The following is a 23,984-nucleotide window of genomic DNA, read 5'->3' as shown; positions in this document are numbered from 1 at the left end:
CGTGACCAGAACGCTTCGCCTCGACGGCGTCGACCGCAGCTTCGGCGACCGTCAGGTGCTCAGGAACGTGTCCTTCGAGGTGTCCGCCGGCCGGATGACCGGGTTCGTGGGCGCCAACGGCGCCGGCAAGACCACCACCATGCGGATCATCCTGGGTGTCCTCGCCCCCGACGCCGGCGAGGTGACCTGGGGCGGCACCGCGCTGACCCGGCAGGACCGCCGGCGCTTCGGCTACATGCCGGAGGAACGGGGCCTCTACCCCAAGATGACCACCCGCGAGCAGGTGACCTACCTGGGCCGGCTGCACGGGCTGGACCCCGCCGCGGCACGACGTTCCACCGACGCGCTGCTGGACCGGGTCGGGCTCGGTGAACGCGGCGACGACCTGCTGGAGACGCTGTCGCTGGGCAACCAGCAGCGCGCCCAGATCGCCGCCGCGCTGGTACACGACCCCGAGGTGCTGGTCCTCGACGAGCCGTTCTCCGGCCTCGACCCGCTGGCCGTGGAGACCGTCGTGGCCGTGCTGCGGGAACGGGCCTCGGCCGGCGCGCCGGTGCTCTTCTCCAGTCACCAACTCGACGTCGTGGAGCGCCTCTGCGACGACCTGGTGATCATCGGGGACGGGGTGATCCGGGCAGCCGGCAGCCGGCAGCAGCTGCGCGACTCGTACACGGTGCCCCGCTTCGAGTTGGTGGTGGAGCACGACGCCGGCTGGGTACGCGACCACCCCGGGGTGACAGTGGTCGAGTTGGACGGCGCCCGGGTGGTCTTCGACCTGCCGGCCGGCACCGACGAACAGCCCGTGCTGCGGGCGGCCCTCGCGCGCGGCCCGGTCCGCGCCTTCCGCCCGGTCAGCCCCTCGCTCACCGAGATCTTCCGAGAGGTCACCCAGTGAACGTCACCCAGGCCACCCGGCTGATCGCCGAACGCGAGATCCGGGTCAAGCTGCGCGACCGCACCTTCCTGTTCGGCACGCTGTTCTTCCTGTTGATCGCCGCGGCGGGCACCATCCTGCCGCCGCTGTTCTCCGGCGGGCCGTCCACAGTGGCAGTGACCGAGAGCATGGCCGCGCCGCTGCGCGCCGCCGGGCTGGAGGTCCGGGTCGTCCCCGACGACCGGGCCGCCGAGCAGGCCGTCCGCGACGACGACGTGGACGCTGCGGTGGTCACCGGACCGGCCGTCCTGGCCATGGACGACGCCCCGGACGACGTGGTGAAGGCCCTGAGCACCCAGCCGACCGTCCGCCTGCTCGACCCGGACGCTGTCGATCCGGTGGTGGCGTTCCTGGTGCCGTTCGTCTTCGCGTTCGTCTTCTTCATCACCTCACAGACGTTCGGTGTGCAGATCGCGCAGAGCGTCATCGAGGAGAAGCAGACCCGGATCGTGGAGATCCTGGTCGCCGCCGTGCCGGTCCGGGCCCTGCTGGCCGGGAAGGTGGTGGCCGGGGCCACCCTGGCGTTCGCGCAGATCGCCCTGATCGCGGTGGTGGCGGTGATCGGGTTGCAGATTGGCGACAGCGGAGGTCTGCTCAGCCTCCTCGCCCCGGCGATCGGCTGGTTCGTGCCGTTCTTCCTGATCGGTTTCGTGCTGCTCGCCGCCATGTGGGCGGCGGCCGGCGCGCTGGCCAACCGGCAGGAGGACATCGCCGCCGTGTCGACGCCCGTGCAGTTCGCCGTCATGCTGCCGTTCTTCGCGGTGATCTTCCTGAACGACAACGCCACAGCGATGCGGGTGCTGTCCTACCTGCCGTTCTCGTCGCCCACGGCCATGCCGCTGCGGCTGTTCACCGGCGACGCGGCCGGCTGGGAGCCGATCGTCTCGCTGGTCGTCCTGGTGCTCGCCGCCGGCGCGTTCCTCCTCGCCGGTGCCCGGGTGTACGAGGGGTCGCTCCTGCGCACCAACGGCCGGACCTCGCTACGTACCGCCTGGCGGGAACGGGAGACGATCGGCTGAGGGGTCCCGCCCCGCGCGGGCGTCGGTGTCCTGGTCGGATACCGGCGCCCGCTGCCGTACGGCACCGTTCCGAGCGTTGTTCGGAGGCTGCGAACAGCGCGGGCACTCCTACGGTGAGTCCATCGCACGGCAGCGGCCTGGCTGTCGCCGGTTCCGGACCGAGGGGCTCTCGATGACCGCACCGATCAGCTGTCACATCGACGGTGACGGTGCGCACTGCCAGTGGCCGAAACCGCCGGTGAGCGACCAGACGTTGCGTGCGGTCCGAATGTTCCAGTACGGGTCCAGTGCCGTCCGGGGGTCGACCCCGAACCGGGACAACTCCGTGTCGGTGAACTGGAACAGCCCCCAGCGCCGCGACCCGTCCGCGACGACCACCACCCGGTACGGGTCCAACTCGGACAGACACCGCGCCATTTCCACAGCCCCGCTCGGGTCCTCCGGAAAGGACCGCCGCAGGTACTTGCCGATCCGGTCCTCCGGCCAGGGCGCCGGCGCCGTCGGCTGGCTCGCCAACTCGTCGAGCACCTGCCCGTCCGCGGTGCCGCTGACCGGCAGGCTCCCCAGGGCCTGGAAGGCGATCAGCCCGCTGGTGGTGCCGGGGCCGAACCAGCCGTCCACCGGCACGTTCAGTCCACGGGCCACCAACCGCTCCTGGAGGTTCAGCACACACGGGCCGTACATGCCCTGGCGCAGGACCAGCGGGCAACCGTCGGTCGGCGAGGGTTTCGCCGCAGCGGTGAGGTTTGGCAGCAGCGTGCCGGCGCCACCGATCGTCAGCGCGCCGAGCACCGCGAGCCCCGCCAGCCGGAGGCGGCGACGGGCCGACCGGGGCGCTGCGGACCGCGACCGCTCCGGCAGGACCGGCCGGACCGTCGGTGTCGCTTCGTCCGTGGGACCGGGACCGGCGGACGGCACCGCGTCGGCCGACAGGGCCGAGCCGGCGGACAGGGCCGGACCAGCGGACAGGGTCGGGCCAGCGGCCGGATCAGCGGGCGAGGTCGGCTCGGCCGACGGTATCGGGCCATCGGGCGGGACCGGCTCAGCCGGTGAGGGCTGGCTGACGGCGGGCGCCGCAGTGGTCTGCGGCGCTGACGTCTCCCATCGGTCCCGCTCGCTGAGGCGGGCCTCGATGTCCCGCCGCATCTCCACCCACCGCTCAACGTCGGGCACTCCGCAGGCCGCCAACATCGCCACGACGGTGCGCTCCCGGGGCAGGGTGATGCGCCCCAGCATCGTGGCGAGCGTGCTGGCCGGCAGCCAGTGTCCGGCCGCCGAGGCCCGCCGGGAGATCTCCCGGTAGGTCAGGCCCGAGCAACGCCGCACGTCCCGCAGCAACGCGACGTAGTCCCCCGCCGTGGCCGCCTGCGGCACCGCATCCCGGGCACCGTCATCCATTGATTTCCCCGTTTCGTCGATCTGGTCGGGCCCGGACCGTTGCCGGCACGAGCCCGTCGGCCGTACCCCGGTCAACGGCGCGACCATCGAGCATCGACGCTAGATAAACCGGCGGACGAGGACAATGCCCTGGTCGCCGGGGAGCGTTGTCCGCGCAGCTCACGGCGGCATGTCCGGATCTTGTCCGGATCCTGTCCGACCATCTCGGACAGTCACTGGGACCCCAGTTGCCACCGCGTCGGCGGTGTCTGGAGAATCGTGCGATGACCACGGGGGAGCTACGCCCGGACGACGCGTCCGACCCGGCCGAGTTCGTCGAGATGCTGCGCCAGCTCAAGGACCGGTCGGGGCTCACCTACCGGCAGTTGGAGCAGCGGGCCGCATCGGCGGGTGACGTGCTGGCCCGTAGCACCGCGGCTGACATCATGCGCCGGTCCACACTGCCGCGACCCGAGGTGGTGGCGGCGTTCGTGCGGGCGTGCGGCGCGGGAGATCAGGTCGAGACGTGGCTACGGGCGCGACACCATCTCGCGGTGAACGCGTACGCGCCGAGGTCGCCCGCGTCGGACCAGCCGACCGACGGCAGCACAGCGGACCGTTCGCCTGCCGATGCGGCACCGGCCGTGGTGCAACGCCCGGTGCGGACGTGGTGGTTCGCTCGGCGTACACCGCTGACGATCCTCGCCGTCGTGGTGCTGCTGGCGGTGGTCGGCGTGGTCGTCTGGATTCAACGACCCGACGACACACAGCAGACGGGTCAGCGCGGCGGCCCGACCCCGGGGGTTTCCGACGTCCCCTCGGCGGACAGCGCCAGCCCGGACGGCGAGGCAAGCCCCGAGGCCGACGCCAGCCCGACGATCGCACCGGACGCGCGCCTGAGCCGGATCCACCCCGTCCGCAGCCCGCAGCTGTGCCTCAGCGAGGGGCGCGACCGCACCGGGCAGTACAAGAGCGAGGTGTTGGTCCAGCGTCCCTGCGTGGACGCCACCCCGCCGGACACCTACCTGGAGCCGGCGGCCGACGGGCTGTACTTCATCAAGTGGAACCACCCGGTGCACGGGCCGGGCTGCCTCACCGTCCGCGCCGAGGATCCCGGTCGGAACATGCTCGAACCCTGGCAGGAATGCAGCGACACCAACTTGTCGCAGCAGTTCCGCTTCGAGCCGACCGCATCCGCGCCGATCTCGTACCGCATCAGGCCCAGCGACACGAATTTGTGCGTCGGGCTCCGCGAGGACGACACCGAGGTGTCGGCCGAGGCGCTGGTCGAGCCGTGCACCAACGGCGCGGACCAGGTGTTCCTGGTCGATCCCCGACCGGAAGGCTGACGGGCCGGGTCGAGCGGCCGGGTGGAGCGCCGCCGGTCAGCGCGTGGGCGGCACCTGATCCCAGCCGGCGGGCAGCGGGGGCACCGCCCAGGCGGGGTCGGGCTGCCAGGATGCCCACGCCGGGTCCCACCAGCGCTCACCCTCGTCGAGCAGGGCGGCGATCCGGTCACCCTCGGCCTGGATGGCGTCCGCCATGCCCGGGTAGCGCCCCTCGACGAGGCGCTGGGCGAACATCTCCACGTCCTTCCAGACGTACCGGTCGGCGTCCGCCGCCCACCACAGGTCCAGTTCGTGGTCCAGGGTGTCCACCCCGATCGGGGTACGCCGGACCGGGTCCTGGAGGTTGAAGTACCAGCCGGCGAAGTCGCGCCCCGGCCCGGCCCAGAACACGTCGATCGAGTGCGCCTCACCGGGGCGTTGCAGCATCAGCTTGCCGTGCCCGGACCAGGAGCGGTGCCCGGCGGCCTCCCACGGGTGCCGCCCGCAGGGGAAGACGCCGGTGTCCGGGAAGCCGAACTCGGCCCCCGGTGGGAGGTAGAGCGCGAGCAGGTCGGGTGAATCCTCGACGCAGATCGTCGGGCACCCAAACCAAACCTCACCCCGCAGCACCTCACGCCGCACCACAGTGTCGCCAAATGCAAACCGCCCCATTACTGCAACCCTTCCTCGCTCAGCGCCACCCCAACCCCGCCGCGATCTTGCAGCTTCTGTTGACGATATGCCATGTGTGACCCGTTCTGTCGGGTCAGAAAGTGCAAGATCGCGGTGGGATGAGGCGGAGAGGCGCGGGCAGGGGGCGGGGGGCGGGTCAGGCGTCGACCGCCGCCATCACGTCGTCGCTGACGTCGAAGTTGGCGTAGACGTTCTGCACGTCGTCGCAGTCCTCCAGGACGTCGATCAGCTTGAAGATCTTGCGTGCGCCCTCTTCGTCGAGCGGCACGTTGACGCTGGGGATCAGCGAGGACTCGGCCGACTCGTACTCGATGCCGGCGTCCTGCAACGCCGTGCGCACCGGGATCAGGTCGGTCGGCTCGGAGACCACCTCGTACGCCTCGCCGAGGTCGTTGACCTCTTCGGCGCCGGCGTCGAGGACGGCCAGCATCACGTCGTCCTCGCTGGTGCCCTCCTTGGGGACGATCACCACGCCCTTGCGGGAGAACATGTACGACACCGAGCCGGCGTCGGCGAGCGAGCCGCCGTTGCGGGTCAGCGCTGTCCGTACCTCGGTCGCCGCGCGGTTGCGGTTGTCGGTGAGGCACTCGATGAGCATGGCCACGCCGCTCGGGCCGTACCCCTCGTACATGATCGTCTGCCAGTCGGCGCCGCCGGCCTCCAGGCCGGAGCCGCGCTTGACGGCGCGATCGATGTTGTCGTTCGGCACCGAACTCTTCTTCGCCTTCTGGATCGCGTCGAAGAGCGTCGGGTTACCGGTCGGGTCACCGCCGCCGATCCGCGCGGCTACCTCGACGTTCTTGATCAGCTTGGCGAACATCTTGCCGCGCTTGGCGTCGATGACGGCCTTCTTGTGCTTGGTCGTCGCCCACTTTGAGTGGCCGGACATCTTCTACCTCCGTTGCTACCCGCCGTCTGCATCGACCGCACCGCTCACGCCCCGCTCCCGCCGGCGCACGCGGAGGTGCCGGTCAGCTCTGGTGGAAGCCGTGGCGGGCAGATGGCCCTGCCGAATCTCCGCAATCCTACCGACGTCCCCCGGGTCCCTGTCATGCACCGCGCGCGGCACTACCGCCCGGCCCCTACGGACCAGGGCAGACGGGACAAAACCCCTGGACGATGTCACGACCGCGGCGAGCATCATGGACAGCCCGGCGCTGTCGCCCGCCGTTCAGCGGACGGCGCGGACCAGGTCCACGAAGTACGCATGCACCCGCAGGTCACCGGTGAGCTCCGGGTGGAACGAGGTGGCCACCAGGTTGCCCTGTCGGACCGCCACGATCCGGTCGGCGGCCGGACCGTCGGACACCACCCCGATGACCTGCACGCCGGCACCGACCCGCTCGACCCACGGCGCGCGGATGAACACCGCGTGGAACGGCTCACCCGGCACCCCGGCCACGGTCACCGGCGCCTCGAACGAGTCGACCTGCCGGCCGAACGCGTTACGCCGGACGGTCATGTCGATGCCGGAGAAGCCGCGCTGATCGGGTCGGCCGTCGAGCACCTCGGTCGCCAACATGATCATCCCCGCGCAGGAGCCGTAGACCGGCATGCCGTCGGCGATCCGCTTGTCGATCGGCTCGCGCATCTCGAAGATGTCGGCGAGCTTGCTCATGGTGGTCGACTCGCCGCCCGGGATGACCAGGCCGTCGACAGCGTCCAGCTCCGCCGGACGGCGGACCGGGCGGGCGTCCGCGCCCGCCGCGGCCAGCGCCGCCACGTGCTCGCGGACGTCGCCCTGGAGCGCGAGCACACCGATCACGGGTGCCGTCATGTTCGCACCGATCCTCTCCGCGTCACCCCACCCGGAACGAGCGCTCACCAACCGCGCTCGGCCAGGCGGTGCGGCTGAGGGATCTCGTCGACGTTGATGCCGACCATCGCCTCGCCGAGACCCCGGGAGACCTTGGCCAGCACGTCCGGGTCGTCGTGGAAGGTGGTCGCCTTGACGATCGCTGCGGCCCGCTGCGCCGGGTTGCCCGCCTTGAAGATGCCGGAACCGACGAAGACACCCTCCGCGCCGAGCTGCATCATCATCGCCGCGTCGGCCGGAGTGGCGATCCCGCCCGCGGTGAACAGCACCACCGGCAGCTTGCCGCTCTCGGCGACCTCCTTGACCAGCTCGTACGGGGCCTGCAACTCCTTGGCCGCGACGTACAGCTCGTCGGTCGGCAGCGAGGCCAGCCGGCGGATCTCCTGGCGGATCTTCCGCATGTGGGTGGTGGCGTTGGAGACGTCACCGGTGCCGGCCTCGCCCTTGGAGCGGATCATCGCCGCGCCCTCGGTGATCCGGCGCAGCGCCTCGCCCAGGTTGGTCGCGCCACAGACGAAGGGCACCGTGAACGCCCACTTGTCGATGTGGTTCGCGTAGTCGGCCGGGGTCAGCACCTCGGACTCGTCGACGTAGTCCACACCGAGCGACTGGAGGATCTGCGCCTCCACGAAGTGGCCGATGCGGGCCTTTGCCATCACCGGGATGGAGACCGCCTCGATGATCCCGTCGATCATGTCGGGGTCGCTCATTCGGGACACCCCGCCCTGCGCGCGGATGTCGGCGGGCACCCGCTCCAGGGCCATCACCGCGACGGCGCCGGCGTCCTCAGCGATCTTGGCCTGCTCGGCATTGACGACGTCCATGATCACGCCGCCCTTGAGCATCTCGGCCATGCCACGCTTCACGCGGGCGGTGCCGACGACGGGGGCGGTACCGGTGTTCGAGGCGGTGTTTTCGGGCACGGGTCATCGCTCCTTGGACATGCTCTGGGGGTGGCAGCGAAAATGCTACGCGCGGTTCAACGCCGTACCGACAGCCAATCAGACCCCCGGTGGCCTGCTGTGTGGCAGTGGTCACCAGCTCGCCCGCGCCCGTCTGGGAGCAGAGGGTCAGGCGGCGGGGACGTCCGCCGGCACGACGAGGGTCGGGTCGTCGATGTCGAAGTAGCGCGGCCACTCCCGGCCCCGCTCCATCCGCAACAGGCGCACCAGCGGCCGGCTGCGCGCCGAGCGGGCGTCCCGGACCAGGTCGGTGTGCACCTGCCGGGACAACGCGAGCCGACGACTCGCGGCGATGACCGCCGAGCAGTCCGGGTCGCCCGGGTCCAACTGGACGCCGCGCAACTGCCGGGTTAGGTCGTTCTCCGCCGCTTCCCGCTCGTCCGGGCTGGCGTCCAGGGCGATCCGGGCCGCCGCGTACAGCTCGACGCCGAAACGCCGCTCAGCCAGGACCGCGGCTGCCGCCGCGCGGCGCAGCAGGTGGGCGTCGAGGGCCCGGGCCGCCAGCTCCGCGCGGCCCTGTAGCCGCTCGACCCGGCCGGCGGTCCAGACGAGGTACGCCGCAACCAGCCCCACGACCACGCTCGCGGCCACCACCCACCACATGTGCGGCATCGTAGTGCTGCTCCGTTTCGTCCGATTGGGCGCGGCCGGACCGGTCCCGCCGGTCACCACCGCACCATCCGTCACACCGGCTCAGCTCAGCCCCACCCATTCCTGGTCGATGACCCGCCCGTCGGTTGCCTCGATCGCCGCTGCGTATACCTCCAGAACGCGGCGAGCAACCACCGGCCAGTCGAAATTCGCGACCACCTGATCGCCGCAGGCACTCAGGGTGGCTCGTGCGGCCGGGTCGTCCAGCAGCTCGCCCAGCACGTCACGCAGCCCCACCGGGTCACCGGTGGGGAAGAGCCGACCTGCCCGCCCACCGTCGAGCACCCGCCGGAACGCGTCCAGGTCACTGGCGACGACCGTCGTACCGGCCGCCATCGCCTCGGTGAGGATCATGCCGAACGACTCACCGCCGGTGTTCGGTGCGACGTAGAGGTGCACACTGCGCAGCATGCGCGCCTTGTCCGCTTCGCTGACCAGGCCGAGGAACGTGATCCGCTCGTGCAGCTCGGCCGGGAACTGGTCGTACAGGTCGTCGGGGTCACCCGGGCCGGCGACGAGCAACCGCAGACCGGGCCGGGTGGCGGCCAGCGCCACGAACGCGTCGCGCAGCACCGGGAAGCCCTTGCGTGCCTCGGTGAACCGGCCGAGGAAGCCGAGCGTGCCACCGGTGCCTGCCGCGCACTCCCCCGGCCAGCCCGGCAACGCCTCGGCGTCGGTGAACTTGGCCACGGCCACCCCGTTGGGGATCTCCACCGCACCGCCGTCCATGTGCTCGACCTGCACCTTGCGGGCCAGCGCGCTCACCGCGATCCGGGCCGTGATCCGCTCCAACACGATCTGGAGCACACCCTGCGCGGCGGCGAGAACCCGCGAACGGGTCATCGCGGTGTGGAACGTGGCCACCACCGGCCCACGGGCGGAGAGCACGGCCAGCAGCGACAGACTCAGCGTGAGCGGCTCGTGCACGTGCAGCACGTCGAAGTCGCCGTTGGTGATCCACCGCCGTACCCGGGCGGTCGACACCGGGCCGAACGCGATCCGGGCCACCGACCCGTTGTACGGCAGCGGAACGGCCCGGCCGGCGGACACCACGTACTCCGGCAGCGGCGAATCCTCGTCGGCCGGCGCGAGCACGCTGACCTCGTGGCCCAGCGCGATCAGCGCCTCGGCGAGGTCCATGACGTGGTTCTGCACCCCACCGGGCACGTCAAAGGAGTACGGGCACACGATGCCGATCCGCATCCGTCAGCCCACCTCCTCAGGCCTGGCCGGAGGCCGACGAGGGCAGCGCCGCGCCCTCCCCCGACCTCGCCTGGTCCAGCCACATCCGCTGCAACATGTGCCAGTCTTCCGGATGCCGGGCGATACCCGCCGCCAGACGGTCGGCGATCAGCTGGGTCAGCGACCGGACCCGCTGGTCCAGCGGCCCCACCTCGGGCCCCGGCACCGGCAACGGACCAGCCAGCGACGCACAGGCGGCATCCGGTTCGTACCACAGCGAGGCCACGTAGAGCGGCGCACCGGTGTGCAACGCGAGCAACGCCGGCCCGGCGGGCATCCGCGTCTTCCCACCGAAGAAGTCCACCTCCACCCCCCGGGCGGAGAGGTCCCGGTCGGCCAGCAACGGCACCACCGCACCGGCCCTCAACCGGTCCAGCAACACGTCGAACGCCGGACGCGGCCCTCCGTGGGTCGGAAGGATCTCCATCCCCAGACTCGCCCGGAAGGCCAGGAAACGCTTGTACACGCCCTCCGGCTTGAGCCGCTCCATGACAGTGGTGATCGGCCAACCGGTGGCCGCCACCCAGGCGCCCGCCGCATCCCAGTTAGCGGCGTGCGGCAGGGCCACCACCGCGCCTCGGCCCGCCGCCACGTCGGCGGCGAGCATCTCGGCGCCGTCGAGCCGGAAACCGGACAGGATCTGCGACCGACTCAGGGCGGGCAGCCGGAAAGCCTCCATCCAGTATCGGGCGTACGAGCGCAACCCGCGCTTGACGAGATCGTCCAACTCGGCGTCGGGCAGCTCCGGGCCGACCACCCGGCGCAGGTTCGCGCGCAGTCGGGCCGTACCCCCGCCGCCGGCGCGGTGGGCGCGGTCCGCGCCCGCCTGGAACGCCGCCGCCACCAACGGCCGGGGTAGCGCGCGGACCACTCGCCACCCGGCGATGTAGCCCAGCTCGGTGAGGTTCACGCGACTTGGCCGCCGGTCGTCCGACGCCGGGTCGCCGGCACCCCACTCACGCCTGGCCGTCCGGCTGGAGCTGCTGGGCCTGGCGGTAGACGTGCGTCATCCGCTGCCCCACCGTGAAGATCGACACGGCGGCGAGCAGCCACAGCGCGATCTCCAGGGCCGGATCGACACCGACACCGGTGAGGATCCCGCCGACGCCGACGATGAGCAGTCGCTCGGTGCGTTCGGCGATGCCCACGTTGCAGGTCATGCCGAGCCCTTCGGCGCGGGCCTTGACGTAGGAGACGAGGCCACCAACGGCCAGGCAGACCAACGCGGCGGCCACCCCGGAGGGGTCGCCCTGCGTGGCCAGCCAGTACGCGACAGCGCCGAAGACGGCACTGTCGGCGACCCGGTCCATGCTTGAGTCGAGGAACGCGCCGAACCTGGTGGAGCCGCCGCTCATTCGGGCCATCGTCCCGTCGAGCAGGTCGGTGAGCGCGAACAGAGTGACGATCAACGCGCCCGCGACCAGATGGCCGCGGGCACCGAAGCCGAGCGCGCCGATGAGCACACCAACGGTGCCCGCGACGGTGACGGCATTGGGGGTGACGCCCGCGCGCAGCAGGGCGCGGGCAATCGGCTCGACGACGCGGGTCATCCCCGCGCGGGCCGACACTTGGAAGATCTTCGCCATGGCGGTCCCCACGATAACGGTCCGCCCAGCTCCGGCGATACGGACGGTACCGCCGACCCGCCCGGGGGAGGCTTGTGCCTACCCGGCAACGGGTGTGAGATCGAGCCGGGAGGTGAGCCAGCTCACCCGTCCGCCCGTCCCGTTCCCGCTGTGCAGCAGACCACCGGAGGATATCGCCGCGCACTCGCCCCGGGCCGCTTCCCGTCGCGCGGCGGTCGCCACCACCACCGGCTGAGGGAGGTGCGCCCCATGGCGCAGAAGAGTCACGAGAAGGGTTCCACCGGCGGCACGCCGGTGGTCACCGAGCCCGAGCGGGTTCGCAACGTGGTGCTCGTCGGGCACTCCGGGGCGGGCAAGACCACACTGGTCGAGGCCCTGCTCGCGGCGACCGGCACGATCGGCCGCGCCGGCACAGTCGTCGACGGCACCACTGTCGGCGACCACGACCCCGCCGCCGTACGCCAGCAGCGCTCGGTCAGCCTGTCCTGCGCGCCGCTGCTGCACAACGGCATCAAGGTCAACCTGCTGGACACCCCCGGGTACGCGGACTTCGTCGGTGAGCTGCGCGCCGGGCTGCGGGCCGCCGACGCCGCGCTCTTCGTGGTCTCCGCCGCGGGCGGCATGGACGCAGCCACGGTCGCGCTGTGGGAGGAGTGCGCCGCTGTCGACATGCCCCGCGCGGTCGCTGTGGCCCGACTGGACCAGCCCCGCGCCGACGTCGACGAGACGGTGGCGCTCTGCCAGCGCCTCTTCGGTGACAACGTGATGCCCCTCTACCTGCCGATGCTCGGCGACGACGGGGTGTCCACCGAAGGTCTGCTCGGCCTGATCACCCGTCGGGTCTTCGACTACAGCGCCGGGCTCCCCGCCGACGTCCGCGACCCGGACCCGGAGCACCAGCGGGCCATCGACGAGTCCCGCGACGAGCTGATCGAGGGGATCATCGCCGAGAGCGAGGACGAGACCCTCATGGACCGCTACCTCGACGGCGAGGAGATCGGCGACGAGGTGCTCATCGACGACCTGGAGAAGGCCGTCGCCCGGGGCCACTTCTACCCGGTGGTTCCGGTCTGCGCCCAGACCGGAGTCGGGCTGGACGTGCTGCTGGAGGTGCTGACCGCAGCGTTCCCGTCGCCGCTGGAGCACGAGCTGCCGGCGGTGACCGGCGTGGACGGCTCGCCGCGTCCGCCGCTGAGCTGCGACCCGGCCGGGCCGCTGGTCGCCGAGGTCGTCAAGACCACCGTCGACCGCCACGTCGGTCGGGTCTCGCTGGTCCGGGTCTTCTCCGGCACGCTGCGTCCCGACCAGACCGTGCACGTCTCCGGGCACGGCATGGCCGAACGTGGGCACCCCGACCACGACGCCGACGAGCGGGTCGGGCACATCTACACCCCGCTGGGCGCCACAGTGCGGGAGGTGTCGCTCTGCGTGGCCGGCGACATCTGCGCGATCACCAAGTCGGGCAGCGCCGAGACCGGTGACACCATCTCGACCAGCGACGACCCGCTGCTGATCGCCCCCTGGGAGATGCCGGAGCCGCTGCTGCCGGTGGCGATCGCCGCCCACAGCCGCGCCGACGAGGACGCCCTGGCCCGCAATCTCGCCCGCCTGGTCGCCGGCGACCCCACGCTGCGGCTGGAGCGCAACCCGGAGACCCACCAGCTGGTGCTCTGGTGCATGGGCGAGGCACACGCCGACGTGGTGCTCGACCGGCTACGCGCCGGCGGCGTCGAACTGGACACCGAGCCGGTCAAGGTGTCGCTGCGCGAGACGCTGACAGTGCCCGCGAAGGGGCACGGCCGCCACGTCAAGCAGTCCGGGGGCCACGGCCAGTACGCGGTCTGCGACATCGAGGTCGAGCCGCTGCCCCGAGGCAGTGGCTTCGAGTTCGTCGACCGGGTGGTCGGCGGCGCGGTGCCGCACAACTACATCCCGTCCGTGGAGAAGGGCGTCCGCGCCCAACTGGAGCACGGGCTGGTCGCCGGGCACCCAGTGGTGGACCTGCGGGTGACACTGGTCGACGGCAAGTCGCACAGCGTCGACTCCTCCGACGCGGCCTTCCAGACCGCCGGCGCGCTGGCGCTGCGCGACGCCGCCGAGCGTGGCCAGCCGGCCCTGCTGGAGCCGATCGACGAGGTCACCATCCGGGTTCCGGACGGCTCGGTGGGCACGGTGATGGGCGACCTGTCCGGCCGGCGCGGCCGGGTGCTCGGCACCGAACCGGACCCGGACACCGAGGGCCGCACCCTCGTCCGCGCCGAAGTGCCGGCCACCGAACTGCTTCGGTACGCCGTCGAGCTGCGCTCGATGACGGCCGGCACCGGCACGTTCCGCCGCCACTTCGTCCGCCACGACCCCATGCCCGCGCACCTGGCCGACCAGACCCGCAAGGAACAACTCCCCTAACCCGCCCCGCCCCCGCCCCGCCCCGGCCCCGGCCCCGGCCCCGGCCCCGGCCCCGGCGATCTTGCGCTTCCTGTCGTCCTTATGTCGCTGTCGCGGCATAAGTCCCCGCAGAAAATGCAAGATCGGCGTCGGCTGGGGTGAGTCGCGGGTCGATCATGGAGTTGTGGTGGGCAGAAGATTGGTCTATGCCCGATTTGCGAGGCACCACAACTCCATGATCGACGCGGTCGGGGCGGGGCGGGGCGGGCGGGGTGGGGCGGCGGCGGGGTGGGGCGGGGTGTGGGAGCTGGTTACGGGTGGACTGTGGGGTGGGTGGGGCGGGGCCAGTGGGGGCGGTCGGCCTCGCGCAGGGCCGCGGTGCGGACGGCGGCGAGCTGACGCTCCACCTCGACGAACTGGTCCGCTGGAAGTGGGCCCCGGTGCAGCGCTGCGGCGTTCTCCTCGACCTGGGCGACGGTACGGCAGCCCGGGATCGGGACGGTGCGACCGCTGCGCGCCCAGATCCAGCCCAACGCGCCCTGGGCGAGGGTGCGCCCGTCGGCGGTGAGCGCGGCACGGACAGCGCCGACCCGGCGCAGCCACTCCGGTGCCGGTCGGCCACCCCGGAACCACTCCAGCCAGCCCGGGGCCAGCCCGCGTACGTCGTCGCGCGGCAGCGTCGATGCGGCCGTGTACTTGCCGGTGAGCAGACCCATCCCGAGTGGACTGCGGTTGACGCTGGCCAGGTCGTACTTGTCGCAGACGGCGAGCAGCTCGGGGGCGTCGCGCAGCACCGACAGGGCGTGTTGCACGGCGGTGGCGCCGGCGGCGGCGTGCCCGAACGCGGCGGCCCGGTCGGGGCGGTCGGTGCTCCACCCGTACGCGCGGATCAGGCCCTCGGCCACCAGGTCCTCGCAGGTCCCGATCAGCGCCTGCGCCCTCGGCACCGACAGGTCGGCCAGGTGCAGCTGATAGAGGTCGATCCGGTCGGTGTCCAGCCGGCGCAGCGAGGCGGTCACGGCACTGCGCAGGTACGCGGGCGACGCGTCCTCGCCGGTGGCCTGCCGGCCGGCCTCGTCGAAGGTGTAACCCCACTTGGTGGCGATCACGGCGTCGTCGCGGCGACCGGCGAGCGCGCGACCGAGCACCCGCTCACCGTGCCCTGCCCCGTACGTGTCGGCGGTGTCGAAGAGGGTGATGCCCAGATCGAGTGCCCGGCGTACCGCCCGCACCGATTCGTCGTCGTCGACAGCGCCCCAGCCCAGCGGCTGGGTGCCCTCCGCCCAGGGCCCGCCGATCGCCCAGCACCCCATGCCGAGGGCGCTGACCTCGATGCCGCTGCGCCCCAACAACCGTGTCGTGACTGCCATCGGCCGATCGTGCCACCTTCGTCGGGCCCTGGCGTAGCAGATCTGCGGGCGGACACGCGGGTGCACGGTGCCGGTCACGGTGCGGCATGATCAACGCCATGCGGCGGCTCGGGGTGGACATCGGCGGAGTGATCATCGAGCCGGCCGACGACGACGCGGACACCTCGTTCTTCGGCGCGCACTACCTGCGCACCCCGGCCGTCGTCGGGGCGTTCGACGCGCTGGCGGCGCTCGGTCCGGCGTTCGACGAGGTGCACCTGGTGTCCAAGTGCGGGGAGGCCACCGAGCGGCGTACCCGGGAGTGGCTGGCCCACCACGACTTTCCGGCGCGCACCGGCATCCCGGTCGAGCGGGTGCACTTCTGCCGCACCCGACCGGACAAGGCGCCGATCGCCAGACGCCTCGGCCTGACCCACTTCGTGGACGACAAGCTGGAGGTGCTCGGCTATCTCGACTCGGTGCCGCGCCGCTTCCTGTTCCGGCCCCGCAAGGCCGAGGTCGCCGCGCACGCCGCGCTGCTGCCCCGCGTACACCGGGTGGAGAGCTGGTCGGAGCTGACCCCGCTGCTGCGCGCCGACTAGCCGGACCGGCGCGGAGGCCTCGCGACCGGCGTGGCGCGGCCGGCGGCGGTCAGGACGGCCAGGCGCGGGCGAGCAGGTCGCGGGTGTCGCCGAGCAGCTGCGGCAGGACCTTGGTGCGGCCGATCACCGGCATGAAGTTCGCGTCACCACCCCAACGCGGCACCACGTGCTGGTGCAGGTGCGCGGCGATGCCGGCGCCGGCCACCCCGCCCTGGTTCATGCCCAGGTTGAAGCCGTGGGCGTTGCTGACCTTGCGGACCACCCGCATGGCGGTCTGGGTGTACGACGCCAGCTCGGTGGTCTCCGGCACGTCCAGGTCGGTGTAGTCGGCCACGTGCCGGTAGGGGCAGACCAGCAGGTGCCCCGGGTTGTACGGGTAGAGGTTGAGCACCACGAAGACGTGCTCGCCCCGGGCCACCACCAGGCTCTCCTCCGGGGGCAGCTTCGGCCCCCGGCAGAAGGGGCAGCCGGTCGGCTTCTCGTAGCCCTCGGCAGGGCGGTCCTCGCCGGAGATGTAGGTCATCCGGTGCGGCGTCCAGAGCCGCTCCAGGCCGTCCGCCATGCCGTCACTGTCCGTGTGCCGTTCCGCCCCTGTCACGAGCCGATCCTACGGAGCCCCACGGGCACGCCGCGACACCCGCCGTCGGGAAACCCGGCACTGCAAGTTCTTGACGGATCAAAGCGGAAGCATGAAACTTCCATGCATCCAAGTACTTCCATGCATTGATGGAGGGCTACATGTTCCGACGGCTCGGCAGGTTCCTCGCGGCACTGGCGTTGACCGCCGCCACCACAGTGGCCGGCGTCACCCTCACTGCCGGCGCGGCCCAGGCGGACGGCTGCTACACCTGGGGACGCACCCTGTCCCAGGGGGCGTCCGGCGAGGACGTCCGGCAACTCCAGATCCGGGTCGCCGGCTACCCCGGCTACGGCGCGGTACTCACCCTCGACGGCGCGTACGGCCCGGCCACCCGATCGGCGGTGATCCGCTTCCAGCAGGCGTACGGGCTGCCCGCGGACGGCATCGCCGGCCCACAGACGTTCAACCGGCTCTACGCCCTCCAGGACGACGACTGCACCCCGGCCAACTTCAGCTACCCCGAGCTGAACAAGTGCAACAGCGACTGGTCCGGTGGTGCGGTCTCGGCAAGCACCGCCCGGTTCAACGCGCTCGTCTCGATGTGGAAACTCCAGGCCATGCGGCACGCCCTCGGTGACGTGGCCATCGCGATCAGCAGCAGCTTCCGCAGCTACGCCTGCAACAGCGCGGTCGGCGGAGCGTCGAACAGCCGACACCTGTACGGCGACGGGGTGGACCTGGTCGGCTCCCCGTCGTTCTGCCGGCTGGCGCAGCAGGCCCGCAACCACGGCTTCGGGCAGATCCTCGGCCCCGGCTACCCCGACCACAACGACCACACCCACGTGGCGGCGGTCGGAGGCTGGTCAGCGCCGAACTGCGGCATCTGACCCCCAGCCCTCTCTGCCGCACGGGCCTCCCGGCGAAGATCGCGCTCGAACAGGGAAGTAGTGGCCTCCCGCACCGGGGAGGCCACTACTTCCTGGATCGAGCACGATCATGCCGCTGCACGCCGGCGGCAAAGCGGGCCGGCCGTGCACGCGGGCCTTGCGGTGGTCCCGTTACTCTGCCGCGGCGGAGGGGCCGATGTTGGTCCGGGAGCTGACCACGTCCAGCACGTGGGTCACCGCCTCGGCGATCGGTACCCCGTTGCGCTGGGAGCCGTCGCGGTAGCGGAAGGAGACCGTGCCGGCGGCCACGTCGTCGTCACCGGCGATCACCATGAACGGGATCTTCTGCTGCTGCGCCGTCCGGATCTTCTTCTGCATCCGGTCGTCACCCGCGTCCACCTGGGCCCGGATGCCCTCGGCGCGCAGCGCGGCGACGAAGCCGTGCAGGTAGTCGGTGTGGTCCTCGCGGATCGGGATGCCCACCACCTGCACCGGCGCCAACCAGGCCGGGAAGGCCCCGGCGTAGTGCTCGGTGAGCACCCCGAAGAACCGCTCGATCGACCCGAACAGCGCACGGTGGATCATCACGGGCCGCTGCCGGCTGCCGTCGGCGGCCTGGTACTCCAACGCGAACCGCTCCGGCTGGTTGAAGTCGACCTGGATGGTGGACATCTGCCAGGTCCGGCCGATGGCGTCGCGGGCCTGCACGGAGATCTTCGGCCCGTAGAACGCCGCGCCGCCCGGGTCGGGCACCAGGTCCAGGCCGGAGGTCGCGGCGGCGGTCCGCAGCGCCTCGGTGGCCTCGGCCCAGTCCTCCTCGGCGCCGATGAACTTGGGCGAGTCGTCCCGGGTCGACAACTCCAGGTAGAAGTCGTCCAGGCCGTAGTCGCGCAGCAGGTCGAGCACGAAGCTGAGCAGCGCGGACAGCTCGCCGGCCATCTGCTCGCGGGTGCAGTAGATGTGCGAGTCGTCCTGGGTCAGGCCACGGACCCGGGTCAGGCCGTGCACGACGCCGGACTTCTCGTACCGGTAGACAGTGCCGAACTCGAACATCCGCAGCGGCAGCTCCCGGTACGACCGCCCGCGCGACCTGAAGATCAGGTTGTGCATCGGGCAGTTCATTGCCTTGAGGTAGTAGTCCGCGCCCTCCAGCTGCATGGGCGGGAACATGGTGTCCGCGTAGTACGGCAGGTGACCGGAGGTCTGGAACAGCTGCGCCTTGGTGATGTGCGGGGTGTTGACGAACTCGTACCCCGCCGCCTCGTGCCGCTGGCGCGAGTAGTGCTCCATCTCGCGGCGGATGATGCCGCCCTTGGGGTGGAAGACCGCCAGGCCGGAGCCGATCTCGTCGGGGAAGCTGAACAGGTCGAGGTCCGCGCCGAGCTTGCGGTGGTCGCGCCGGGCGGCCTCCTCCAACAGCTTCAGGTACGCCTTGAGCTCGTCGCGGGTCGGCCACGCGGTGCCGTACACCCGCTGTAGTTGGGGGTTCTTCTCCGACCCCCGCCAGTACGCGGCGGCGGAGCGCATCAGCTTGAACGCGCCGATCAGTCGGGTGGTCGGCAGGTGCGGACCCCGGCACAGGTCCGACCAGCAGACCTTGTCCTCCTTGGCGTCGAGGTTGTCGTAGATGGTCAGCTCGCCGCCGCCCACCTCCATCACCTCGTCGGTGTCCAGGCCCTCGCCCTTGACCTCGATTAACTCCAGCTTGAACGGCTCGTCGGCCAGCTCGGAGCGCGCCTCCTCCAGGCTGCCGAAGCGGCGGCGACGGAACCGCTGCCCGGACTTGATGATCTCCTGCATGCGCTTCTCGAGCTTGCTGAGGTCATCGGGCTGGAACGGCTTGGCGACGTCGAAGTCGTAGTAGAAGCCGTTCTCGATGGGCGGGCCGATGCCCAGCTTGGCCTCGGGGAAGATGTCCTGCACGGCCTGGGCGAGGACGTGCGCGGTGGAGTGACGCAGCACGTTGAGCCCGTCGGGCGAGTCCAGGCTGACCGGCTCGACGACGGTCTCCTCGGCCGGCGTCCAGTCCAGGTCGCGCAGCTGGCCCTGCGGGTCGCGGACCACGACGATCGCCTTGGGACCGTTCGCGGGCAGTCCGGCCGCGGCCACCGCGTCGGCCGCCGTGGTCCCGGCGGCGACGACGACGGGGTCGGCCACGGCGGGGGTACGGGGTGCGGACACGGGGACTCCTCCAAGTGGTACGAAACGGTGCCGATCCTCGGCTCCTGCCGATGCTATCGGTCGCCCCGCCCCCGACCGGGAACGGCACCTCCTTACCGCCGACGTTGAACCTTTCGCGCCTCGCAGCCGAACTAGAAGGTGTGGCCGGAAACCGGTGCCGGCCGCGTCGACACGGATGGGGGCACGAGATGGCGAGCACGTACGGCGGTGGCCGTCGGCGGCGGATCGTGGCGGCGACCGCGGTGACCGCCGCTGGGCTGCTGCTCTGGCCTGGCACGGCGTACGCGGCGGACGTGACGACCACCCCGACCGAGGCCCGGCAGGGCGACGCGGTACGGCTGGAGTTCAGCGTTCCGGAGGAGCGGGCCGGCACGAAGACCAACCAGATCGAGGTCCGGCTACCGGCCGACGCGCCGATCGCCGAGGTCTACCCCATGTCGGTCGACGGCTGGGCGCCCCGGATCAGCTCCCGCACCCTGGACAAGCCGGTGGCCGGTATCCACTCCTCCGGGGTGACCACTGTGACGACGGCGGTGACCTGGGTCCGGGTCGGTACGAGTGACCCAGGGCCGGCTCGGCTGGCGCTCTCCATGGGGCCGATGCCACAGGCCGAGCGGCTCACCTTCGAGGTCGTCCAGACGTACGCCGACGGCACCGTGGTCCGGTGGGCGGACGCCACCGGCCCGCACCGGGCCCCGGCGCTCACCCTGCTGCCGGCGGCGCCCGGCGCGGCGGGTCCGGCCGCACACGGCGGGCACGCCGGCCCGGCGGCCGGGGCACCGCCCGCCGCGGACAACGGTGTGGACGCCGCACCGCCGGCCCAATCGGGTGGTGCCGACGAGGGCAGCGCCGACGGGATGCTGGCCGCCGGCCTGCTGGCCGGGCTGGGCGGTGGCGCGGCGATCGGCTGGCTGGTCAGCCGGTGGCGCCGACGTGACCCGGGCGAGGCGGCCGCGCTCGCCGAGGTGACCGGCGACCCCGACGAGGCCGCGACGCTGGCCGAGATAACCGGCCGCGGAGACGACGCCGCAACGCCAGACCCGACGGCCGCCAACCCGCAGCCCGCCGACCCGCAGGCGGCTGTTCCCGCAGCATCGCGGTGATCCACTTGGCTTTCAGGAAACCGCGGCATCCCCGCCGCCCGGACGACCCGATTTGCAGGAAGCCGAGGTGATCGTGGGCCGGTGGTCAGGGCAGCCAGGTAGGTAGCGGCTCGCGGGCGGCCAGCCACTGCTCGGGCACCCCGCCCGGAGTGCCGACGCCGGTGTGCGCCGCCACCACCGCTCCGGCGATGGCGGCCGTGGTGTCCACGTCCCCACCGGCCCGTACGCACGTCCCGATGGCCGCCGGATAGTCGTCGAGGTGGGTGGCGGCCACCCAGAGGGTGAACCCGACGGTGTCCTGGGCGGTCACCCGGGAGCCGTTGCCGAGCGCCGCGACCACCTGGGGCAGCGGCCGACCGAGCAGCCCGACGGCCCGGTGTACGCCCCGGTGCACCTCGGTGCTCGGATCGAGCGCGGCGGCGATCCCGGCGAGCAGGCGCTCCGGGGCCGGCCGGTGCCCGTCGAGGCGGGCCCGGGTGGCCAGCGCGGCGGCGACGGCGACGGCGACCGCCCCGGCGATCCCCTCCGGGTGCGCGTGCGTCACCTCGGCGGACGCGCGGGCCTGCGCCGCGGCGCGCGCCGTCGAGTCGGCGAAGTACGCGCCCAGCGGGCCGACCCGCATCGCCGCGCCGTTGCCGCAGGAGCCCTGCCCGTCGAAGGCGGAGGCGGCGGCCAGCGGCCACGGGGTGCCGGCACGGATCAGCCCGAGGATCAGCATCGCTCCCGCGCCGTAGCCCCGGCGTTCACTGCATCGCTCGGCGAAGGAGAGGGCCAGCCGGTCCCGGTCGATGCCGCCGGACTCGGCCAGCTGGGCGAGGACCGAGCAGGCCATCTCGGTGTCGTCGGTCCACTCCCAGGGCGCTGGCGGCAGCGCGTCGGAGTCGAGATCCACGGGCGCCGGGCCCGGCAGGAAGTACTGCGCGCCGAGCGCGTCGCCGGTGGAGAGACCGGCGAGGCTGTCCCGGGCGAGCGCCAGGCGAGCATCGGCGAACAGGGTGAACGACATCGTCGTACCAGCTTGCCCGGTCGCCAGGCACGCCGCAACGCGATCAACTTGCCAGGCCAAGTACGGTCTTGTCGTGGCCTCCGTGCTCCTGGTCGAAGACGATCACGTCGTACGCGGCGCGATGCTGCGGTCCCTCACCGACCGGGGGCATGCCGTGCACGCCGTGGGTACGGCGTTGGACGCCCTGCGTCGGGTCGCCGCGGAGACACCCGACCTGGTGGTGCTCGACCTCGGCCTGCCCGACCTGGACGGCTCGGACGCGCTGCGGATGCTGCGCGGCATCACCGACGTTCCGATCATCATCGCCACCGCCCGCGACGACGAACAGTCGGTGGTGAAGCTGCTGCGCGCCGGCGCCGACGACTACATGGTGAAGCCGTTCACCGGCGCGCACCTGGACGCCCGGATCACCACAGTGCTGCGTCGGGCCGGCCGGGCCAGTCGGTCCGTGCAGCCCGCGGTGCACAGCGTCGGCGGGCTGCGGGTGGACGTGGGCGAACGCAGCGCCCAGCTCGACGGGGAGCCGCTGGCGCTGACCCGCAAGGAATTCGACCTGTTGGCGTATCTCGCCGCACGACCGGGGCGGGTAGTGTCCCGCCGGGAACTCTTGGAGGAGGTATGGCGGCAGCCATCGGTCGGCGAGGATCAGACCATCGACGTTCACCTGTACTGGCTCCGCAGAAAGATGGGCGAGTCCGCGGCGAAGCCGCGCTACCTGCGCACCGTGCGGGGGGTCGGATTCCGGCTGGTGGCACCGGACTGAGGACGGCGCTGGCCCTGCTCACGGCCGGCATGTGCAGTCTCGTGGCGCTCGCGTTCCTGATCCCGCTCGGGCTCAGCCTGCGGGAGCAGAGCCGGGACGAGGCGATCGCCGACGCGGCGCGGCGCAGCGCGCTGGTGACCGGCGCGCTGGCGGTGAGCACCGACCCGGCGGTCGTCGAGCGTGCCGTGGTGGCCAGCGCCGAGGGCGCCCCCACCCGACCCGTGGTGCACGGGTTGGGGTTGGACGAGTCCGCCGGTCGGGCCAGCGGCAGCGACCTGGACCGGGCCCGCTCCGAGCGCCAGTCGTTGGTCGTCGACGTCGACGGGGGTGTGGCCCGGCTCGACCCGGTCGTCCTCGGGGACCGGACGGCAGTGGTCGAGGTGTTCCTTCCGGAGTCGACGCTGGGTGAGGGCGCTGGCGGCACCTGGCTGCTGCTGTTCGCGGTCGGCGCGGCGATGGCCGGCGCGGCGGTGCTGGTGGTCGACCGGGTCGCTGCCCGCGCCGTGGACTCCACCCGGGGTCTGGTCAAGGCCGCGCTCTCCGTCGGCGACGGCGACCTCGGCGTACGCGTCGAGCCGACCGGTCCGCGCGAGTTGGCCGAGGCCGGGTACGCCTTCAACCGGATGGCGGACCGGCTGGACGCCGCCCGCACCGACGAGCGGGAGTTGGTGGCCGACCTGTCGCACCGTCTGCGTACCCCGTTGACGGTGCTGCGCCTGGACGCTGAGGCGTTGGAGTCCGACGACACCAGCGTGGGTTCGTTCAGCCCGGCGGAGTTGGACCGGCTGCGGGGGATCCGGCGGATCCGGCAGGCGATCGTCACCCTGGAGGGTGAGATCGACGTGCTGATCAAGACCACCCGTAAGACGGTGGCGCTCGAGGCCGGGCCGGCGATGTGCGACGTCAGCGAGGTGGTCCGCGACCGGATGGTGTTCTGGGCGGCGTTGGCCGGCGACCAGAACCGCCCGCACCGGGTCAACGGCGCCCAGCTGCGCATCCCGGCGCCGGTGCCCCGTGCCGAACTCGCCGCCGCGCTGGACGCGGTGATCGGCAACGTCTTCCGCTACACCCCGCAGGGCACCGCGTTCGAGGTGGCGGTGTCCCGGCGCGACGGTTACGTGGCGATCCGGATCGACGACGCCGGCCCCGGCATCGCCAACCCGGACCGGGCACTGCGCCGGGGCACCAGTGACCAGGGCTCGACCGGGCTCGGGCTGGACATCGCCAAGCGGGTCGCGTTGCAGGCCAACGGCTCGGTGAGCATCGACCGCGCCCGGCTGGGCGGGGCCAGCGTGGTGATGCTGCTCGCCGACCCGGAAGCGACCCCCCGGCAGGTCAGCCGCTTCGGTCTGGTCGGTCGGATGGCCCGCGACGCCCGGGACACGAAGGCCACCGGACGTCGCTGGCCCCGCCAGCGCCCCACCGACGACTGACCCGGCCGAACCCGGGGCTGTGCGCCGGCGCAAGTCTTCCTTAGATCGCGGTTAACGACCGCGTTGGATCGGCCACGGGCTGACAGG

The 23,984-nt window shown here is 72.0% G+C and carries 22 protein-coding genes; 9 read left to right on the top strand and 13 right to left on the bottom strand.

Going from position 1 to position 23,984, the window contains the following annotated elements:
* Position 1 precedes the first annotated feature (1 nt).
* Together ACLJOK_RS27125 and ACLJOK_RS27120 are read left to right on the top strand one after the other, a co-directional pair.
* Complete coding sequence (locus tag ACLJOK_RS27125; RefSeq protein WP_410821380.1) at positions 2–895, top strand: ABC transporter ATP-binding protein; 894 nt, start codon at positions 2–4, stop codon at positions 893–895.
* Positions 892–1,953 carry an ABC transporter permease gene (locus ACLJOK_RS27120; RefSeq protein WP_410821379.1) on the top strand — a complete coding sequence of 354 codons (1,062 nt, stop codon included), beginning with the start codon at positions 892–894 and terminating at the stop codon, positions 1,951–1,953. The genes ACLJOK_RS27125 and ACLJOK_RS27120 overlap by 4 nt, the downstream gene beginning before the upstream one ends.
* A gap of 192 nt (positions 1,954–2,145) precedes the next feature.
* Here the strand turns inward: ACLJOK_RS27120 and ACLJOK_RS27115 are convergent, their stop codons facing one another.
* Positions 2,146–3,351, bottom strand: a complete 1,206-nt coding sequence (locus ACLJOK_RS27115; RefSeq protein WP_410821378.1) for a peptidoglycan-binding protein — start codon at positions 3,349–3,351, stop codon at positions 2,146–2,148.
* Positions 3,352–3,614: 263 nt separating this feature from the next.
* Between ACLJOK_RS27115 and ACLJOK_RS27110 the strand changes: the two genes are divergently transcribed.
* Positions 3,615–4,679 carry a helix-turn-helix domain-containing protein gene (locus ACLJOK_RS27110; protein ID WP_410821377.1) on the top strand — a complete coding sequence of 355 codons (1,065 nt, stop codon included), beginning with the start codon at positions 3,615–3,617 and terminating at the stop codon, positions 4,677–4,679.
* Positions 4,680–4,715: 36 nt separating this feature from the next.
* On the opposite strand, the gene ACLJOK_RS27105 is transcribed toward ACLJOK_RS27110, so the two are convergent.
* The 8 genes from ACLJOK_RS27105 to pgsA all read right to left on the bottom strand — a co-directional run bounded on the left by ACLJOK_RS27105 (position 4,716) and on the right by pgsA (position 11,608).
* On the bottom strand, positions 4,716–5,330 hold the full coding sequence (locus ACLJOK_RS27105; RefSeq protein WP_410821376.1) for a DUF402 domain-containing protein: 615 nt from the start codon (positions 5,328–5,330) through the stop codon (positions 4,716–4,718).
* 157 nt (positions 5,331–5,487) lie between these two features.
* Entirely contained in the window at positions 5,488–6,240 is a 753-nt protein-coding gene (locus tag ACLJOK_RS27100; protein WP_112583375.1) for a YebC/PmpR family DNA-binding transcriptional regulator, read from the bottom strand.
* Between the two features lie 282 nt (positions 6,241–6,522).
* Positions 6,523–7,128, bottom strand: a complete 606-nt coding sequence (pdxT, locus tag ACLJOK_RS27095; protein WP_354943565.1) for a pyridoxal 5'-phosphate synthase glutaminase subunit PdxT — start codon at positions 7,126–7,128, stop codon at positions 6,523–6,525.
* Positions 7,129–7,172: 44 nt separating this feature from the next.
* Entirely contained in the window at positions 7,173–8,090 is a 918-nt protein-coding gene (gene pdxS, locus ACLJOK_RS27090; protein ID WP_091401733.1) for a pyridoxal 5'-phosphate synthase lyase subunit PdxS, read from the bottom strand.
* A gap of 147 nt (positions 8,091–8,237) precedes the next feature.
* The gene (locus ACLJOK_RS27085) at positions 8,238–8,741 is read right to left on the bottom strand and encodes a hypothetical protein (protein WP_410821375.1); all 504 of its coding nucleotides are present in this window, start codon (positions 8,739–8,741) and stop codon (positions 8,238–8,240) included.
* Between the two features lie 81 nt (positions 8,742–8,822).
* Positions 8,823–9,983: a glycosyltransferase family 4 protein gene (locus tag ACLJOK_RS27080; protein WP_410821374.1), complete on the bottom strand. Its 1,161-nt coding sequence runs from the start codon at positions 9,981–9,983 to the stop codon at positions 8,823–8,825.
* A gap of 16 nt (positions 9,984–9,999) precedes the next feature.
* Positions 10,000–10,932 carry a phosphatidylinositol mannoside acyltransferase gene (locus tag ACLJOK_RS27075; protein WP_410821373.1) on the bottom strand — a complete coding sequence of 311 codons (933 nt, stop codon included), beginning with the start codon at positions 10,930–10,932 and terminating at the stop codon, positions 10,000–10,002.
* A gap of 46 nt (positions 10,933–10,978) precedes the next feature.
* Entirely contained in the window at positions 10,979–11,608 is a 630-nt protein-coding gene (gene pgsA, locus ACLJOK_RS27070) for a phosphatidylinositol phosphate synthase (protein WP_410821372.1), read from the bottom strand.
* A gap of 249 nt (positions 11,609–11,857) precedes the next feature.
* Here pgsA and ACLJOK_RS27065 point away from each other — a divergent pair, with 249 nt between their 5' ends.
* The gene (locus tag ACLJOK_RS27065; RefSeq protein WP_410821371.1) at positions 11,858–14,014 is read left to right on the top strand and encodes an elongation factor G-like protein EF-G2; all 2,157 of its coding nucleotides are present in this window, start codon (positions 11,858–11,860) and stop codon (positions 14,012–14,014) included.
* A 290-nt stretch (positions 14,015–14,304) separates the two neighbouring features.
* On the opposite strand, the gene ACLJOK_RS27060 is transcribed toward ACLJOK_RS27065, so the two are convergent.
* Positions 14,305–15,363, bottom strand: coding sequence for an aldo/keto reductase (locus ACLJOK_RS27060; RefSeq protein ID WP_410821370.1), 1,059 nt, complete (start codon positions 15,361–15,363; stop codon positions 14,305–14,307).
* An 86-nt stretch (positions 15,364–15,449) separates the two neighbouring features.
* Between ACLJOK_RS27060 and ACLJOK_RS27055 the strand changes: the two genes are divergently transcribed.
* Positions 15,450–15,944 carry a hypothetical protein gene (locus ACLJOK_RS27055; protein ID WP_410821369.1) on the top strand — a complete coding sequence of 165 codons (495 nt, stop codon included), beginning with the start codon at positions 15,450–15,452 and terminating at the stop codon, positions 15,942–15,944.
* A 49-nt stretch (positions 15,945–15,993) separates the two neighbouring features.
* Here the strand turns inward: ACLJOK_RS27055 and ACLJOK_RS27050 are convergent, their stop codons facing one another.
* Complete coding sequence (locus tag ACLJOK_RS27050; RefSeq protein ID WP_410821604.1) at positions 15,994–16,506, bottom strand: HIT family protein; 513 nt, start codon at positions 16,504–16,506, stop codon at positions 15,994–15,996.
* A gap of 176 nt (positions 16,507–16,682) precedes the next feature.
* Here ACLJOK_RS27050 and ACLJOK_RS27045 point away from each other — a divergent pair, with 176 nt between their 5' ends.
* A complete protein-coding gene (locus ACLJOK_RS27045) occupies positions 16,683–17,411 on the top strand; it encodes a D-Ala-D-Ala carboxypeptidase family metallohydrolase (protein ID WP_410821368.1) in 729 nt (242 codons plus the stop codon).
* A 171-nt stretch (positions 17,412–17,582) separates the two neighbouring features.
* Here ACLJOK_RS27045 and thrS read toward each other — a convergent pair whose 3' ends face one another.
* Positions 17,583–19,592, bottom strand: coding sequence for a threonine--tRNA ligase (gene thrS / locus ACLJOK_RS27040; RefSeq protein WP_410821367.1), 2,010 nt, complete (start codon positions 19,590–19,592; stop codon positions 17,583–17,585).
* Between the two features lie 188 nt (positions 19,593–19,780).
* Between thrS and ACLJOK_RS27035 the strand changes: the two genes are divergently transcribed.
* Positions 19,781–20,695, top strand: coding sequence for a DUF1775 domain-containing protein (locus tag ACLJOK_RS27035; RefSeq protein WP_410821366.1), 915 nt, complete (start codon positions 19,781–19,783; stop codon positions 20,693–20,695).
* 85 nt (positions 20,696–20,780) lie between these two features.
* On the opposite strand, the gene ACLJOK_RS27030 is transcribed toward ACLJOK_RS27035, so the two are convergent.
* On the bottom strand, positions 20,781–21,701 hold the full coding sequence (locus ACLJOK_RS27030; protein ID WP_410821365.1) for an ADP-ribosylglycohydrolase family protein: 921 nt from the start codon (positions 21,699–21,701) through the stop codon (positions 20,781–20,783).
* 73 nt (positions 21,702–21,774) lie between these two features.
* On the opposite strand from ACLJOK_RS27030, the gene ACLJOK_RS27025 reads away from it, so the two are divergent.
* A complete protein-coding gene (locus ACLJOK_RS27025; RefSeq protein ID WP_091401712.1) occupies positions 21,775–22,464 on the top strand; it encodes a response regulator transcription factor in 690 nt (229 codons plus the stop codon).
* Positions 22,465–22,493: 29 nt separating this feature from the next.
* Positions 22,494–23,897, top strand: a complete 1,404-nt coding sequence (locus tag ACLJOK_RS27020; RefSeq protein WP_410821364.1) for an ATP-binding protein — start codon at positions 22,494–22,496, stop codon at positions 23,895–23,897.
* Positions 23,898–23,984 lie beyond the last annotated feature (87 nt).

Source organism: Micromonospora sp. 050-3 (assembly GCF_046549335.1).
Taxonomy (GTDB): Bacteria; Actinomycetota; Actinomycetes; order Mycobacteriales; family Micromonosporaceae; genus Micromonospora; species Micromonospora trifolii.
Note: the sequence above shows the minus strand (reverse complement) of the source record. Positions and strands in the feature narration are given on the sequence as shown.

Coding starts and splice junctions, on each gene's coding strand:
- ACLJOK_RS27115 (WP_410821378.1), bottom strand. CDS start 3,351: ATGGATGACGGTGCCCGGGATGCGGTGCCGCAGGCGGCCACGGCGGGG.
- ACLJOK_RS27110 (WP_410821377.1), top strand. CDS start 3,615: ATGACCACGGGGGAGCTACGCCCGGACGACGCGTCCGACCCGGCCGAG.
- ACLJOK_RS27105 (WP_410821376.1), bottom strand. CDS start 5,330: ATGGGGCGGTTTGCATTTGGCGACACTGTGGTGCGGCGTGAGGTGCTG.
- ACLJOK_RS27100 (WP_112583375.1), bottom strand. CDS start 6,240: ATGTCCGGCCACTCAAAGTGGGCGACGACCAAGCACAAGAAGGCCGTC.
- pdxT (WP_354943565.1), bottom strand. CDS start 7,128: ATGACGGCACCCGTGATCGGTGTGCTCGCGCTCCAGGGCGACGTCCGC.
- ACLJOK_RS27085 (WP_410821375.1), bottom strand. CDS start 8,741: ATGCCGCACATGTGGTGGGTGGTGGCCGCGAGCGTGGTCGTGGGGCTG.
- ACLJOK_RS27080 (WP_410821374.1), bottom strand. CDS start 9,983: ATGCGGATCGGCATCGTGTGCCCGTACTCCTTTGACGTGCCCGGTGGG.
- pgsA (WP_410821372.1), bottom strand. CDS start 11,608: ATGGCGAAGATCTTCCAAGTGTCGGCCCGCGCGGGGATGACCCGCGTC.
- ACLJOK_RS27065 (WP_410821371.1), top strand. CDS start 11,858: ATGGCGCAGAAGAGTCACGAGAAGGGTTCCACCGGCGGCACGCCGGTG.
- ACLJOK_RS27060 (WP_410821370.1), bottom strand. CDS start 15,363: ATGGCAGTCACGACACGGTTGTTGGGGCGCAGCGGCATCGAGGTCAGC.
- ACLJOK_RS27055 (WP_410821369.1), top strand. CDS start 15,450: ATGATCAACGCCATGCGGCGGCTCGGGGTGGACATCGGCGGAGTGATC.
- ACLJOK_RS27050 (WP_410821604.1), bottom strand. CDS start 16,506: ATGGCGGACGGCCTGGAGCGGCTCTGGACGCCGCACCGGATGACCTAC.
- ACLJOK_RS27045 (WP_410821368.1), top strand. CDS start 16,683: ATGTTCCGACGGCTCGGCAGGTTCCTCGCGGCACTGGCGTTGACCGCC.
- ACLJOK_RS27035 (WP_410821366.1), top strand. CDS start 19,781: ATGGCGAGCACGTACGGCGGTGGCCGTCGGCGGCGGATCGTGGCGGCG.
- ACLJOK_RS27030 (WP_410821365.1), bottom strand. CDS start 21,701: ATGTCGTTCACCCTGTTCGCCGATGCTCGCCTGGCGCTCGCCCGGGAC.
- ACLJOK_RS27020 (WP_410821364.1), top strand. CDS start 22,494: ATGTGCAGTCTCGTGGCGCTCGCGTTCCTGATCCCGCTCGGGCTCAGC.